Origin of the sequence: Rhizobium sullae, assembly GCF_025200715.1 — a bacterium.
GTDB classification, from domain to species: domain Bacteria; phylum Pseudomonadota; class Alphaproteobacteria; order Rhizobiales; family Rhizobiaceae; genus Rhizobium; species Rhizobium sullae.
This window is the reverse complement of record NZ_CP104143.1, coordinates 1,680,242-1,693,138: the sequence shown is the minus strand read 5'-3', so window position 1 is coordinate 1,693,138 and position 12,897 is coordinate 1,680,242. Positions and strand designations below refer to the sequence as shown.

Below are 12,897 nucleotides of genomic sequence, written 5' to 3'. Positions count from 1 at the left end.
CCTCGCTAAGCATGGGGCTCGGCTCCGGCCAATCCAGAGCAACCCCCGAATTCAGCTTAACGCGGGGGCGGGCCACCTTCACCCCACGAACATACGGTCTAACTGGAGAATCTACGCCAAGTGCAACCTGCCGGATTACAGGGTAGGGGATCAGCCACATTCGCGCAAATGGGCGATGAACACTTCGGCCGGTGTTTTGTAGCCGAGGCATTTGCGGGGTATTGCATTCAATTGATGGGCGAGGTGGACGAGCTGTTGTTGGCTCACGAGTGACAGGTCGGTGTGGCCAGGCAGGAAGCGGCGGATGCGTTTGTTGGCGTTCTCGACAGCACCTTTTTGCCAGGGTGAGTTTGGGTCGCAGAACCAGCTCCTGGCGCCGATCCCGTCTTCCAGAGCCCTGAAGCCGGCAAACTCGGTGCCGCGGTCGAAGGTAAAGCTGCGACGCGCAAAAGACGGCAGGGGCGAGAAGGCATGGACGATCTTGTCGATGATCGGTCGCGAGTGGCGGCTGCGGTTCTTGATCACCACGGTGTAGCGGCTCACCCGTTCAACGAGCGACGTCACGTTGTATTGGCCGAGTTGGCGATCAAAGATCAGCAGGTCGCCTTCCCAATGCCCAAACTCAGACAGATCATCAATAAAATCAGGCCGTTGCGAGATCCGGCACTCAAACGGGATGAGGCCGTCACGCGGCTTGCGGGAGCCGCGCGGGCGGCGTCTGCGGCGCCGTTCAGGCAGGTGCTCGTAAAGGCCGAGCGACCTTTACGAGCACCTGCCTGAACTCCTTCAACCGCTCAATGACAAACTCGCGCAGTTCGGGATGCCGTCTGAGCTTGCGCAGCCGCCGGCGGCGCTCCTTGCGGAGGTCGTCGGCGATCGTCCCGAAGTAACCGCTGTACTCGGGAAACTCGCGGTCATGGAAGGTATTGCGCTTGAGTTCGCGGTAGATCGTCGAGCGGTGGCGGCCAAGCTGGCGAGCGATCTCACCAACCGGTAGTTTGCGTTCCTTCAGCTGATACAAACGCCGGCGATCGGACAGGGTGAGCTGTGAATAGCAATGCGACATGCAAATTTCTCCAAGGTGAAGCCATTGTAATCATTGGCATGTCGCACTTGAAAATAGAATGTACCCCCTTACACATCATGTCAAAGCTGATTAGTGCTGCGACGTGGTCAGCCATTTAGAGATGCGACACTGGCTCCGTCGGTCAGCCCCCGATCCGACCGGCTGGGCCGGGTTGCAAGGGAGGAGCGGGGGCGGGTGATAACGCTCCTCTTCGGCTTTAGCTTTCTCAGTAGTAATTGTTCCGTCGCCGTCTGATACTCGTTTGCACCTGCATGGGGCGGGGTAGGGATCAAAGCCGCACGATGCTTCCAGAAATCAAACTGCAGGGTGACGTGGATGTCGCCGCGCTGTCACCACTTCTGCGCGGTATGCTTCTTTCTGTTATCTATGCTGACGGTGAAGGTGGCATAGGATTGACGGCAACCGGTGCCATGAACCGCAAGTTCGTGCATTGGGCCGCTGTGCACTTCCTCTGGCCAGGGTTCACAGCCGAAGACCTCTACAGCATGAACAAGGTGCTCAATGAAAGCGACATGCCGCCGCTTTGGGTCGTGCGCGACATGGCCCGTCATCTGAAGCTTCTTCGCCGGAAAAAGAATGTGCTGCTGCCAACCAGACGTGGCCGGGAGTTCCTGGTGAACCCACAAGCCTTCTTCGATCTGGTCGTCACGGATTACCTCTATTCGTATGTCCACGCCACCGAGCGGGAAGAGGAGGTTCGAGCGCGATTACGCTGGTGGCGCAGATGATGTCGATGTTCAGCTCATAAAGCGCCCGACCGAACTGCGTCAGGCCGCTCGTCCGGTCCTTCTCCGACGCATGGGTCGAACGAAAAACACCATGCTTGTCGCTATAGAAAGCCAGCGGCTTGCCCCATTGCTGCAGATAGGCCTTCGTCGCATGCAGATAGTCGAACGTGTTCTCCGATCCGGCAAAGCGAAGATGTAACAGCTTGCCGGTGGCGTCATCGATATAGACGAGCAGGGCGCATTTGGGGCCGCGGTTCTCGAACCACCAGTGATGCGAACCATCGATCTGCACCAGTTCGCCAAAGCAGTCGCGCCGGCCGCGTGGCTGGAAAACCCGCTTCTTGCGCTCGCGACGCGAGATCCAGATGCCGGCCTCGGTCATCCATTGCCGCAGCGTTTCCTTGGCCACCGAGATCCGGTGCAGCTCGATCAGCTTCTCGCGCGCCAGCGTCGGACCGAAATCCAGATAGCGCTCCCGGATCAGATCCAGCGCCGCATTGCGAAACTCCTCGCTATGGCGCCGGTTGCTCGGCTGTGATCGCTTCTTGGAAACAAGGCCGGCTGGACCATTCCGGTCATAAGCCTGCAGCAGCCGATGGACCTGACTTCGACTGAGGTCGAGCAGTTCGGCAGCCTGGACAACGCTCAGGCGTTTGTCACGGATCTTCTGGATGACTTCGAGGCGATGCAACTCTTTCTGCGACATGGTGATCATAAAGGACATGACGACTCCGACCGCTCATGGTCTCGACCAGGCTGAAGATCGTCATCCTTGCTCCCAACGTTGGCTTTGACCAGTGCGTCGAGAGGCGAGACTGTCGCATCTCTCTTATGTTCGTTTGCAAGCTTCTTAGCGATAATTTTTCCTTTCCGGCTTTGAGGACGAAAGCACATGCGTGAAGCTGTTGAACAAAGCAGGAGACAGGGCGTTTCGACGACGGCTGGCATACTCTTATGCGCGGGCTGGGTACCGCATTTCCGTGTGTTCGTCTGGGGCTGCTTCTGTCTAACATCGGGCATGGATTTTATCCGCCACATAGAGATGACGAGGGTTCCCCACCGGAGCCCTGCCTCCATCTTTGTTCAACAGCAGATGTTTGCGTCTTGACTGGTTTGTCGCGCATTGCGCCGACGATTGGCTTTAGATTTTTGCTGTGGGAGCGACCTCCTGCCCGATCGCCCACAGGAACGCTGCCATTTCCCGGGCAACGGCGGTGACCGCGACGACCTTCGGCTTGCCTGCCGCCATCAGCTTGCGATAGCGCGCGCAAAGCCGCACCTGACCTTTCCAGGCAATCTCTCGAACCGCTCTTGGCAGGCCATCCAGCCGGGCCTGGATCGCCGGGCTCACGCGAGCCGGGAAGCGATATGTCCAGGCTCCTTCGACGAGGACCCTTCGCGCCCTTGTGTTGCCTGCCTTGGTGATCCCACCACGTTTGACCCGTTCGCCGGTTGAGCTTTCCGATGGCACGAGACCGAGATACGCCATCAGCTGGCGAGGATTGCCAAAGCGCCGGACATCGCCGATTTCGACCACAAAGGTGACCGCTGTCATGAACGCGACGCCGCGCATCGCTTGATAGGCGGCCACAACCGGCGCCATCGACCAGGATGCCGCGGTCTCGGCAACCAGCTTTGTCAGCCTGTCCAGACGCACGCCGGCATCCTCGATGGCCTGGCAAAATTCCGCCAACAGGATGTGGTGGGCGGGATGATCGAAGGCCTGGCGCGCCAGCCATCTTGTATGGGCATGCGTCCATGGCGTGCGGCCGGTATAAATCCGGCCGTGCCGCAGGAGAAAGGATTGGAGTTGCTGACGTGCCTGCTTCAACGCGTCGTTGGCAGCCTCGCGGGCCCGCACCAGGTCGCGGATCGCCTCATGGCCTTCATCCGGGACCCAGACCGCCGTCAGCTCGCCCGCCCGGTGCAGGCGCGCCAGGCTTACGGCATCGCGGCGGTTGGTCTTCACCCGGTCGCCCGCACGCCTGGGCACCAGCGATGGCGCCACCACCACGCAGTCATGCCCCAGTTCAACAATCTGGCGATAAAGACCGTAACCGGTCGGGCCGGCTTCATAACAAAAATGAAGCTTGGCTCCACGCTTGGAAAGCTTGGCGACCATCGACGCCACCGACGCCGGCTCCGACGAGATATCGCCGAAAAACCGCACCTCGCCGTTACGACCGCCATCGGCAACCGCCACTGAAATCTTCAGCTTCGACGTATCCAAGCCGATGAAAAGTACGCTATTCTCTTTCATGGTTCGCCCTCGCTAAGCATGGGGCTCGGCTCCGGCCAATCCAGAGCAACCCCCGAATTCAGCTTAACGCGGGGGCGGGCCACCTTCACCCCACGAACATACGGTCTAACTGGCCCAACTGTCGCATTACTAAATAGCCCTTACACATCAAAGTTGGATAATCTATCTTATGGAACTGAAGCGTACCGCCTGCATGGGGATTTGCGAAAGTACCCCGGGCCATCGCCACGATGTTGGCAGCAAACAAGCATCATGTCGGCCAAGTCATAGTCCCATTCTCAAGCCGTATTCACCGCACCTCTCACAAAAAGGCATCGGCGCTGGCGCAAATTGATGCTTTTCGCGCGCTGTACGATTTCCTACTCAGTGTCTAAGAGTGCAAGGAAGGAATGCGGGATGGCGACGCCATTTTATTGGAACGAGCTCAATACCTATGATTTCGCCGCGTTACCTCCCGATACGACCATAGCCATTCTGCCGATCGCGTCGACGGAGCAGCACGGCCCGCATCTCCCGATCGCCACCGATGTCGCCATCGCTAACGGCATGCTCTCGGAGTTGAAAAGGAAGCGGCCGGAAGACCTCGACATATTGGTGCTGGCGACGCAGGAGATTGGCAAGGCGAACGAACATATCTACGGCCCGGGCACGCTCTCGCTTGGGGCTGAGCTTTTGATCCCCGTCTGGACCGCGATCGGTGCGAAGGTCGCCGAAGCCGGGATCCGAAAGATGGTGATCGTCAATTCGCACGGCGGCAATCTCGACGTCATGAGCATCGTCGCCCGGGAACTGCGCGTACGTTACCAAATGGCCGTTTTGTCGACGCAATGGGGCCGGTTCGGCCATCCGGAGGGCATGATCAGCGAACATGAAACGAAATACGGCATTCACGGCGGCGAGGTGGAGACCTCCCTGATGCTGCACTTCCGGCCGGACCTGGTGCGCATGGACAACGCGCAGAATTTTATCTCGAAGGCGGAATGGATGCGGGAACAGTCGAACTATATTCAGCCTCTGCCCCCGCACTCTCTTGCCTGGATCGCCCATGATCTCAATCCATACGGCGTCGTCGGCGACGCCTCGCGCGGCACCGCGGAAAAAGGCGCGGCCATCTGCAGCCATCAGGTGAAAGGCTTCATCGAGATGCTCTATGATCTGAAGCGCTATCCGCTCTCAAATCTTTACGCGAAGTAAGATCAATCCGCGGCCGACTTGTCCGACGCGATATGGCCCTTGACCTGAAGCTCCTGCACAAGTCCTGCAAGCTCGGCCAGCAGGTATTCGACGAAGAGGCTCGTTGCCGCATCCAGCGGCGCGCGGGCGCGCGCGAACAGCTTCATCGGCTGCTGGCGTGCATGCGGCTCGGCGATCGGCCGGAAGACGAGCTCGCCGTTTCTGCACTCGGTGATGACGTCGAGCGGGTTTAGCATCGTCAGCCCTGCCCCGGATTTCACCAGTTTCTTCAGCATCTCCGAAGCGTTGGTTTCGAGAACCGGCTCGAGATGGACGTCGAGCCGGGCAAAAGCCAGATTTATCACGTCACGAAGACTGGTGCCCTGTTGTGCCAGCACCAGCCGCTCCTGCACCACGTCCGCCAGATTGATCGGGCCGGGGGCGATCAAACGATGCCCCGGCGGCAGGACGACGCCGATCGGGATATCGAAATTCCCGAGCGTGCGAATACCGGGGGTCGGGGGAATATTGAAGCCAAGCCCGATATCCACCTCGCCCGACAGCACAGGATTGACGGTCATCGTGCCGGCATCGTTCCTGATTTGGAAGAAGACGCGCGGATGCTCCGATTGAAAGCGGCTGATGATTTCCGCGAGCGGCCCGGCGGCAAGCCCGACCGTCGTTACCAGCCGCACCTTGCCCGCTTGCTGCATCCTGAGACTGCGAATGCGGCCCTCCAGGCGATCGTAGTTCTTCAGAACTTCGCGAATGTGTTCGATGCACAGTTCGCCGGCCGCTGTCAGCCTCAGGCCGCGCGGCAGGCGCTCGAAGAGCGGAGCACCCATTTCCTCCTCCAGCGCCAAGATCTGCCGGTTGATGGCGGATGAAGCGACGTTCAGCCGCGCCGCTGCCTTGCGGATGGAGCCCGACCGGGCGATTTCGTTGATGTAGAGAAGTTTTCTGGAATGCAGCATCGCGCCCTCGGTGCATCAATTTTAGGCACGCAGCACAAATTAGGCGCGCGCGCTCTTTGAGATGCCAAAAAGGCATCGTTGCGCACGAATTTTGATGCTTTTCAAAGAGCATTGCAATCGCTCAAATGAAGAAAATGGGACGCCGATTGCGGCGATCCCTGACACCAAAGGGGAATGTCGAACATGTCCAATGCACTGAAAAATATTGCATTCACCGTACTCCTTGGTCTCGGTGCTGCAATTGCCGCGGCCCCGTCAGGCTACGCGCTCGACAACGTGACCTATGGCACCAATTGGCTGGCGCAGGCCGAGCATGGCGGCTTCTATCAGGCGATCGCTGATGGCACTTACGAAAAGTATGGTCTTGATGTCAGCATCGTTCAGGGCGGTCCGAACGCGGCAAACAGCGCGCTGCTGATCTCTGGCAAGATCGACTTCTACATGGGTGGCCCGCAGGGCGAAATCACGGCCGTGGAGCAAGGCATTCCGTTGGTGGATGTCGCGGCCATCTTCCAGAAGGACCCGCATGTGCTGATCGCGCACCCGGACGCCGGCGTCGAGACGTTCGAAGACCTTGCCAAGCTGAAGACGCTCTTCCTCAGCAAGGACGGTTACCTGACCTACTTCGAGTGGATGAAGGCAAACTACAAGGGCTTCAAGGACGAACAGTACAAGCCGTACAACTTCAATCCCGCGCCGTTCATTGCCGACAAAGAGTCGGCACAGCAAGGTTACCTGACGTCCGAACCCTACGAAATCCAGAAGCAGACGGGCTGGGAGCCGAAGCTGTTTCTGCTCGCGGACAACGGTTACACCCCATATTCCACGATGATCACAACGACGCAGATGATGATCGACAAGAAGCCGGACGTCGTCCAGCGCTTCGTCGATGCCTCGATCGAGGGGTGGTACAATTATCTCTACGGCGACAACAGCAAGGCGAATGAACTGATTAAGAAGGACAATCCGGAAATGACGGATGGCCAGATCGCCTATTCCATCGCCAAGATGAAGGAATTCGGCATCGTCGAATCGGGCGAGGCTCTGGACAAGGGCATCGGCTGTATCACTGACGCCCATTATAAGAAATTCTTCGAGGGAATGGTTGGGATCAAGATCTTCAAGGCGGACACCGACTACACGAAGGCCTTTACGACGAAATTCGTCTGCAAGGGCAGCGGCATGGCGCTGAAGAAGTAAGCCTGCGCTCGCTTTGTGATGGCCTGCCGCGTCCAAGCGTCAGGCTGCACCGTCTTCGAACGAAGAGAACCCGCAATGCCCCTAGCCGAAATCCAGACGGCGCCTCTCAAGGAAAAACGCAAACGGCCGCTGGTTGCCATGCAATCCGTTTCGAAGGTCTTCTCCAGCGGAACGGTTGCGCTTTCCGGCATGTCGCTCACCGTCGAGAACGGCGAGTTCATCAGCCTGCTCGGCCCTTCGGGTTGCGGCAAGTCGACGGCGCTTCGCATCATCGCTGGACTTGGCGACATCACGTCCGGAACGATCGACTGGCCGAGTTCACGCATCAATGCCAAAGGATTGCCGGAGGGCGATATCGGCTTCGTTTTCCAGGAACCGACGCTGATGCCGTGGAAAAGCGTCTTCGGCAATGTCTACCTGCCGCTGAAGCTGCGCGGCGTCTCGAAGGCGGCGGCCCGCGATCAGATCATGAGCGCGCTTGCGACCGTTGGCCTGCGGGACTTCGCGGAAGCCTACCCACGTGAGCTCTCCGGCGGCATGAAGATGCGCGTCTCGATCGCCCGCGCTCTGGTAACCAAGCCGAAGCTGCTCCTGATGGACGAGCCTTTCGCGGCGCTCGACGAGATCAGCCGCCAGAAGCTAAACGACGACGTGCTGCTGCTCTGGAAGATGACCGGCATCACTGTGATCTTCGTGACGCATTCGGTGTTCGAGTCCGCCTATCTTTCCAGCCGGATCATCGTCATGAAAGCGCGCCCTGGCCGGGTCCATGCGGACCTCCCGCTTGTCACAAACCGGGAACGCGACGCCCATTATCGCACCTCGGAGGAATACCGGCGGGCCTGCGAAACAGTCTCTTACTCGCTGATCGGGGCAATCAACGCGGCAAAGGAAGATTGATGAGCACGGACACAGCCGAGGCCCTCGCGCCGTCGATCTCCAATACAGTCAATGCCAAACGGCGTGATCTGGTTCTCAGGATCGCGGTTCCCTCCATCGCCATCATCGTTCTGGTCGTCATTTGGGGGGGTTACGTCACACTGTCTGGTGTTCCGCCCTATATTCTGCCCGGTCCGCTCGCCGTTGCCAACGCCTTTGTCGCGGATTGGGGAACGTTGGCCCCTGCCCTTTGGGTCACGACCAAGGTTACCTTCATGTCGCTGATGCTGGCGCTGGTCGGCGGCGTCGGTTTTGCGATCTTCCTTGTGCAATCCCGCTGGATCGAGATCGCCTTCTATCCGCTCGCGGTGATCCTGCAGGTGACGCCCATCGTGGCGATCTCACCGCTCATCCTGATCTACGCACCATCGACGCAAGTTGCACTGTTGATCTGTGCCTTCCTCGTCGCCTTCTTCCCGATCCTCTCCAACATGGTTCAGGGCCTGAAGAGCGTCGATCACAATCTGATCAACCTCTTCGAACTCTATGGCGCCTCGCGTTGGCAGACGCTGCTTTATCTGAAACTGCCCGCAGCTCAGCCTTATTTTATGACCGGCCTCAGGATCGGCGGCGGACTTGCGCTGATTGCTGCCGTGGTGGCGGAATTTGCAGCAGGCTCGGCAGGTGCCGGTTCCGGCCTTGCCTTCCGCCTGCTCGAGGCCCAGTACCGGTTGAACATACCCCGGCTCTTTGCGGCGCTGCTGATGCTGTCGATGCTCGGCGTCGCAATCTTCGCCGTCACGTCCTTCATCTCGTGGCTTAGCCTGCATCGCTGGCATGAAAGCAGCCTGAGGCGCGAAAACTGATGACCTATTCCTTCATCTCGCCTCCCAATGCCGGCCGCTTCGTGCTGAGCAATGCGACGCTTCCGGCAGCCGCTGTTGGCCGTTATGACGCGCCAGCCGAAGAGGGACTGGTCAGAGCCGATATCGTCGTCGCCGACGGTCTGGTTTCCGCCGTTCTGCCGCCAGGCGAGGCACCGGCGGACTATGCAAAGTCTGACCTCAAGGGCGGCATGGTCTGGCCGTGCTTCGCAGACATTCATACGCATCTCGACAAAGGACATATCTGGTCGCGCAATGCCAATCCCGACGGCACCTTCATGGGGGCATTGGAAGCCGTGCGCGCAGACCGCGAGGCATACTGGTCCGCCGCCGACGTCAGGAAGCGTATGGAATTCTCGCTGCGGTCCGCCTATGCCCACGGCACTAGCCTCATCCGTACCCATCTCGATTCCATCGCGCCGCAACATCGAATTTCGTTCGATGTCTTCGATGAGCTACGGGAGGCCTGGAGGGACAGGATTACGTTGCAGGCCGTCGCACTCTTCCCGATGGAATTCATGGTGGATGCCGCCTACTTTGCCGATCTCGTGACGGTGGTTCGCGAAAAAGGCGGGCTGCTTGGCGGGGTCACGAGGACTGGGCCTGACCTCGTCTGGCAACTCGATACGCTGTTTCGAACCGCAGCGGACAATGGACTCGATGTCGACCTCCATGTCGACGAGACCGACGATCCGGGCGCGGAAACGCTGAAGGCAATCGCCGATGCGGTGATCCGCAACGGCTTTCAAGGCAACGTCACAGCCGGCCACTGCTGCTCGCTCGCGCGGCAGGATAACGGTCTCGCCCGGAGGACTGTTGACTTGGTCGCCAAAGCTGGCCTCTCGATCATCTCGCTTCCGATGTGCAACCTGTATCTGCAGGACCGCTATCCAGGGAGGACACCGCGGTGGCGCGGAGTGACGCTCTTCAAGGAGCTTGCCGCAGCCGGCGTCAAGACCGCCGTCGCCTCCGACAATGCCCGCGATCCCTTCTATGCCTACGGCGACCTTGATCCGGTCGAGGTGTTCCGCGAGGCGGTACGCATCCTGCATCTCGATCATCCGCTGGATACCGCCGCCCGCGTCATCACCACGTCGCCGGCGTCGATCGTCGGCCGCCCGGATATCGGCCGGATCGCGGCGGGAAGCCCCGCCGATCTCGTCCTCTTCAGCGCCCGGCGTTGGAGCGAATTCCTTTCCCGTCCGCAGTCTGACCGCGTCGTGCTTCGACGCGGCAAGGTGATCGACCGCAGCCTGCCGGATTACCGTGAACTCGATAGCATCGTTGGAGCCTGACATGCCGGACTACGAGAAGATCAAAAAGGAACTTGCAGGAATCGCCGTTGAGGACAATCCGGCGCTCGTGCGACAGAAGAGCCGCGATTTCTATTGGTACTCGCCTATCCTGAAGGCGCAGCTCGACAGTGTGACGGCCGATCTCGTCGTCACCCCGAAGAGCGAGGAGGAGGTCATCCAGACGCTGAAGGTCGCCTTCGCGCATGGCGTCCCGGTGACGCCGCGCGGCGCCGGCACAGGCAATTACGGCCAGGCCATGCCACTTTCGGGAGGCATCGTGCTCAACCTTGCGGCCATGGACAAGATCAAGGAAATCCATCCGGGACGCGTCATCTGCGAGCCCGGCATCGTCATCGCCCAGTTGGACAAGCAGACGAAGGCCCATTCCGGTCAGGAACTGCGCTTCCATCCGTCGACGGCGCAGACGGCGACGATTGGTGGCTTCATTGCCGGCGGCTCCGGTGGCGTTGGCTCGATCACCTGGGGCGGACTGCGCGACCTCGGCAATATCCTGCGGCTGCGCGTCGTCACCATGGAAGCCGAGCCACGGGTGCTCGACCTGACGGGGTGGGACTTGCAGAAAGTCAGCCATGCCTACGGCACCAACGGTATCATCACCGAGATCGAAATGCCGCTCGCGCCGGCCTACGACTGGGCGGATGTGCTGGTCGGCTATGACGACTTCATGGCGGCCGTCCGCTTCTCGGATGCGCTTGCACGGTGCAACGGCATCCTCGTCAAGGAGATCGCGCCGATTGCCGCTCCGATCCCGCAAGACTATTTCACCCGCCACAGACCCTACATTCGCAAGGACCAGTCGGTCGTCGTCCTGATGATCGCGCCGCATTCCATGGATGCATTCCTCGCCTTTGCTGCATCACAGAAGGGTGAGATCATCTTTCGCTCCGACAAGGTGGAGAGCATGCGGGGCATTCCGCACGCCTACGAGCTTGCCTGGAACCATACGACGCTGCGCGCGCTGAAGATCGATCCGACTTTCACCTATCTGCAGGTGCAGTATCCGGGACCGGATCATGTCGAGAAGGTTCGGAAGATGGTCGAAATCTTTGGCGACGAAGTGCCTGGGCATCTCGAATTCATCAGGTTCGATGGCCAGATTCAGTGCTCGGGCCTGCCGCTGGTGCGTTACACGACGGAAGAGCGCCTCGAAGAAATCATCTACATACATCAGGATCACGGCTGCCCGATCTTCAACCCGCACCGCTATACGCTGGAGGAAGGCGGCATGAAGCGCACCGACAAAATTCAGCTTGCCTTCAAGCATGAGACCGACCCGAAGGGACTGCTCAATCCAGGCAAGATGATCGCCTGGGAGAATCCCGATTTCGACTTCTCGGCGGGCAAGAATTATCTGTTCCCGGGGCTTGCCAGCGTCATGGAGCCCTCGTGAGGGTTCTTGTCCTTCATTCGCATCCGGTTGAGGAAAGCTACGGCGCAGCCCTTTACCGGCAGGCAGTCGAAAGCCTCACGAAGGCCGGACACGAAGTTGACGGCTGCGATCTCTATGCGGAGAATTTCGATCCGGTGCTCTCCCGCCATGATCGCCTCGCCTATCACGACTATCCGGACAATATTGCTTTGGTGAAACCCTATGTCGATCGGCTCAAGCAGGCGGAAGGACTTGTCATCGTCACACCGGTTTGGAATTTCGGTTTTCCGGCAATCCTGAAAGGATATTTCGATCGCGTGTGGCTGCCGGGCGTATCTTTCGAACTGGTTGATGGAAAGGTCGAATCCCGGCTCCGCCATATCGGCAAGCTTGGAGCCGTCCTGACTTACGGCGCCACGCCCTTCCGTGCCTTTGTGGCAGGCAATCCGCCAAAGAAGATCGTCAAGCGCGTACTGCGCGCCCAGATAAACCCGCTGAAGCCGGTCACCTTCCTTGCCCACTATGACATGAACAACTGCACGCCGGAAACCCGCGCAAATTTCCTCGAAAGGGTGAAGACCGCTATGGAGGGGTTCTAAAAGACCTTGGCGGCCGTTACCTCCACTTCCACCAAGAATTCCGCCCGGGTGAACCCGCTGACGATGATGAGCGTCGACGTCGGCTTTGGGTCGGCTGTATAGCGGTCGCGCACGGCCATATAGGCCGGAAAGTCCTCGCGCTGCGTCAGGAAGCCAGAAATGCGGATGACATCTGCAAAGCTCATATCCGCGTCTTCAAGGATGGCCTTGATTGCCTCGAAGCACAGTTCCGCCTGCGCCGTCATACCCTTGGGCACACTGTCGTCGAGACCGATCCCGAGTTGGCCGGATGTCACCAGCAGCGAAGCGCCAGGCGGCACCATCAGGCCGTGATTATAGTTTCCGAAAGGTCGGCGAACCGACGGCGGATTGAAAATCTTCGTCATGGAAGGGCCTTTTTCAAACCCAATCCCTTATAAAGGAAATCG

Annotated in this window: 10 protein-coding genes and 3 pseudogenes; 8 read left to right on the top strand and 5 right to left on the bottom strand. The window is 59.4% G+C overall.

Annotated elements, in window-relative coordinates:
- Positions 1–150: 150 nt before the first annotated feature.
- Positions 151–1,066, bottom strand: a pseudogene (locus tag N2599_RS08555) (IS30 family transposase).
- 302 nt (positions 1,067–1,368) lie between these two features.
- Between N2599_RS08555 and N2599_RS08550 the strand changes: the two are divergent.
- Positions 1,369–1,809, top strand: a pseudogene (locus tag N2599_RS08550) (hypothetical protein); the annotation flags it as partial.
- Here N2599_RS08550 and N2599_RS08545 read toward each other — a convergent pair.
- Together N2599_RS08545 and N2599_RS08540 are read right to left on the bottom strand one after the other, a co-directional pair.
- Positions 1,799–2,539 (bottom strand): annotated as a pseudogene (locus N2599_RS08545) (ISNCY family transposase); the annotation flags it as partial. The pseudogenes N2599_RS08550 and N2599_RS08545 overlap by 11 nt on opposite strands.
- 417 nt (positions 2,540–2,956) lie before the next feature.
- Positions 2,957–4,075: an IS110 family RNA-guided transposase gene (locus N2599_RS08540; protein WP_260308238.1), complete on the bottom strand. Its 1,119-nt coding sequence runs from the start codon at positions 4,073–4,075 to the stop codon at positions 2,957–2,959.
- A gap of 330 nt (positions 4,076–4,405) precedes the next feature.
- On the opposite strand from N2599_RS08540, the gene N2599_RS08535 reads away from it, so the two are divergent.
- Positions 4,406–5,269 carry a creatininase family protein gene (locus tag N2599_RS08535; RefSeq protein ID WP_084606723.1) on the top strand — a complete coding sequence of 288 codons (864 nt, stop codon included), beginning with the start codon at positions 4,406–4,408 and terminating at the stop codon, positions 5,267–5,269.
- A 2-nt stretch (positions 5,270–5,271) separates the two neighbouring features.
- On the opposite strand, the gene N2599_RS08530 is transcribed toward N2599_RS08535, so the two are convergent.
- Entirely contained in the window at positions 5,272–6,222 is a 951-nt protein-coding gene (locus N2599_RS08530) for a LysR family transcriptional regulator (RefSeq protein ID WP_027513541.1), read from the bottom strand.
- Positions 6,223–6,405: 183 nt separating this feature from the next.
- Here N2599_RS08530 and N2599_RS08525 point away from each other — a divergent pair, with 183 nt between their 5' ends.
- The 6 genes from N2599_RS08525 to N2599_RS08500 all read left to right on the top strand — a co-directional run bounded on the left by N2599_RS08525 (position 6,406) and on the right by N2599_RS08500 (position 12,469).
- Positions 6,406–7,422 (top strand): ABC transporter substrate-binding protein, encoded by a 1,017-nt coding sequence (locus tag N2599_RS08525; protein WP_027513542.1) that lies wholly within the window; start codon positions 6,406–6,408, stop codon positions 7,420–7,422.
- A gap of 75 nt (positions 7,423–7,497) precedes the next feature.
- On the top strand, positions 7,498–8,322 hold the full coding sequence (locus tag N2599_RS08520; protein WP_027513543.1) for an ABC transporter ATP-binding protein: 825 nt from the start codon (positions 7,498–7,500) through the stop codon (positions 8,320–8,322).
- On the top strand, positions 8,322–9,167 hold the full coding sequence (locus N2599_RS08515) for an ABC transporter permease (RefSeq protein WP_027513544.1): 846 nt from the start codon (positions 8,322–8,324) through the stop codon (positions 9,165–9,167). The genes N2599_RS08520 and N2599_RS08515 overlap by 1 nt, the downstream gene beginning before the upstream one ends.
- The gene (locus N2599_RS08510; protein ID WP_027513545.1) at positions 9,167–10,480 is read left to right on the top strand and encodes a cytosine deaminase; all 1,314 of its coding nucleotides are present in this window, start codon (positions 9,167–9,169) and stop codon (positions 10,478–10,480) included. The genes N2599_RS08515 and N2599_RS08510 overlap by 1 nt, the downstream gene beginning before the upstream one ends.
- A gap of 1 nt (position 10,481) precedes the next feature.
- Positions 10,482–11,891 (top strand): FAD-binding oxidoreductase, encoded by a 1,410-nt coding sequence (locus N2599_RS08505; protein ID WP_027513546.1) that lies wholly within the window; start codon positions 10,482–10,484, stop codon positions 11,889–11,891.
- Positions 11,888–12,469 (top strand): NAD(P)H-dependent oxidoreductase, encoded by a 582-nt coding sequence (locus N2599_RS08500; protein WP_027513547.1) that lies wholly within the window; start codon positions 11,888–11,890, stop codon positions 12,467–12,469. Before N2599_RS08505 ends, N2599_RS08500 begins: the two co-directional genes overlap by 4 nt.
- On the opposite strand, the gene N2599_RS08495 is transcribed toward N2599_RS08500, so the two are convergent.
- A complete protein-coding gene (locus tag N2599_RS08495; RefSeq protein ID WP_027513548.1) occupies positions 12,466–12,855 on the bottom strand; it encodes a RidA family protein in 390 nt (129 codons plus the stop codon). The two genes, N2599_RS08500 and N2599_RS08495, sit on opposite strands and share 4 nt — an antisense overlap.
- Positions 12,856–12,897: the final 42 nt, after the last annotated feature.